1 protein-coding gene is annotated in these 2,097 nt (G+C 72.9%); it reads left to right on the plus strand.

Annotated features, from left to right (window positions below):
* Positions 1–2,097, plus strand: a 2,097-nt coding sequence (locus tag VGR37_03320) for an amino acid adenylation domain-containing protein (protein HEV2146425.1), incomplete at both ends; no start/stop codon positions are given.

Genomic DNA, 2,097 nt, shown 5'->3' on the forward strand with positions numbered 1-2,097 from the left:
CTGCTGGGGCGAGTGCGCGAGGCGACGCTCGGGGCCTATGCCCACCAGGAGCTCCCCTTCGAGCGCCTCGTCGAGGAGCTGGCGCCCGAGCGCAGCCTGGCCCATTCGCCGCTCTTCCAGGTCGTGTTCTCGCTGCAGAACAACCAGCGCAGCGCGCTGCGACTGGGCAGCCTCCAGGCGGAGCCGCTGGACACGGGTGGTGAAGGAGTCGCGAAGTTCGACCTCACGCTCGAGATGGACGAAGGCGAGCGGGGCCTGAGAGGCGCCATCCTCTACCGCGCCGAGCTGTGGGACGTCCAGACGGTCCAGCGCATGGCCGGCCACCTGGCGGTGCTGCTGGAGCGGGTGGTCGGCGCGCCGGAGCGACCCGTGACCGAACTGGAGGTACTGGGTGCCGGGGAGCGCGTGCGGCTGCTGACGGAGTGGAACGCGACGGCCACGGACTACCCCCGGGAGCGCTGCATTCCCGGGCTCTTCGCCGAGCAGGCGGCGCGCGCCCCGGAGGCGGTCGCCCTGCGCTTCGCGGGCGAGGACGTCTCGTATGCCGGGCTGGAAGAGCGCGCAAACCGTCTCTCCCGCCACCTCCGGACGCACGGTGTCGGCCTGGAGAGCCGGGTAGGACTGTGCCTGGAGCGCTCGGCCGAGCTGGTCGTCGCCATGCTCGCGGTGCTCAAGGCGGGCGCAGCCTACGTGCCGCTCGACCCGGCATACCCGGCGCAGCGGCTGGCGCTCATGGCGGAGGACGCGGGGCTCTCCATGCTCCTGACGCAGAGCCACCTGCGTGAGCGGCTCACCGGCTCCGGCGCCGCAGTGGTCTGCCTGGACGAGGCCGAGAGCCACGTCGCCGGCCTGTCCGCGAAGCCGGTGCAGGTCGAGATCCCAGCGGATGCCCTCGCCTACGTGATCTACACCTCCGGCTCAACGGGTCGCCCCAAGGGCGTCGCCGTCCCGCACCGGGGCGTGGTGCGCCTGGTGAGGAACACGGACTACGTGCAGCTCACCCCCGCAGACCGGGTCGCACAGGCGTCGAACACCTCCTTTGACGCCGCGACGTTCGAGATCTGGGGCGCGCTGCTCAACGGCGGGTGCGTGGTGGGAGTGGAGAAAGAGGTCGTGCTCGCCCCCGAGCGGCTGGCGGAGCTGCTGCGCCGGGAGCGGGTCAGCACGATCTTCGTGACGACCGCGCTCTTCAACCAGACCGTACGCACCGCGCCGGACGCCTTCCACGGCCTTCGCTACGTGCTCTTCGGTGGCGAGGCGGTGGATCCCTCCGCCGTGCGCGCGGCCCTGGAGGCGGGCGGCCCCGAGCGGCTCCTGCACGTCTACGGTCCGACCGAGGGGACGACCTACAGCTCCTGGCATCGGGTGGAAGCGGTGCCCGGGGGCGCGGCCACGGTGCCGATCGGACGCGGGCTGTCGAACACGAGCCTGTACGTGCTGGACAGCGGGCTCTGCCTGGTACCCACCGGTATTCCGGGTGAGCTGTACGTCGGCGGCGACGGGCTCGCGCGCGGGTACCTGAACCGCCCCGGGCAGACGGCGGAGCGCTTCCTCCCGGAGCCGTTCTCGGGCCGGGCGGGCGCACGCATGTACCGCACGGGCGACCGGGTGCGGTGGAACGCGCAGGGGGCGATCGAGTTCCTGGGCCGGGTGGACCAGCAGGTGAAGATCCGCGGCTTCCGCATCGAGCCCGGCGAGGTCGAGGCGGTGCTCCAGGAGCACCCCGCGGTCCGCGACGCCGTCGTGGTGGTGTGGGAGGACCGTCCCGAGAGGCGGCGGCTGGTCGCCTACGCCGCGGGAGAGGTGGAGGCGGAGGAGCTGCGCGGCTACCTGCGGGAGCAGCTGCCGGAGTACATGGTCCCCGCAGCGGTGGTGGTGCTGGAGGCGCTCCCGCTGACGCCCAACGGCAAGGTGGACCGCCAGGCGCTCCCCGCGCCCGGAGCAGCCGGGGAGGGTGAGGAGGGCGGGGGCCCCGTGGAGCCGCGCAGCGCCACGGAAGAGATCCTGGCGGGGATCTACGCCGGGGTGCTGGAGCGCGGGCGCGTGGGGGTGGAGGAGGACTTCTTCGCCCTGGGCGGGCACTCGCTGCTGGCGACG

It is taken from the genome of Longimicrobiaceae bacterium (assembly GCA_035936415.1).
In the GTDB taxonomy this organism is placed as follows: domain Bacteria; phylum Gemmatimonadota; class Gemmatimonadetes; order Longimicrobiales; family Longimicrobiaceae; genus JAFAYN01.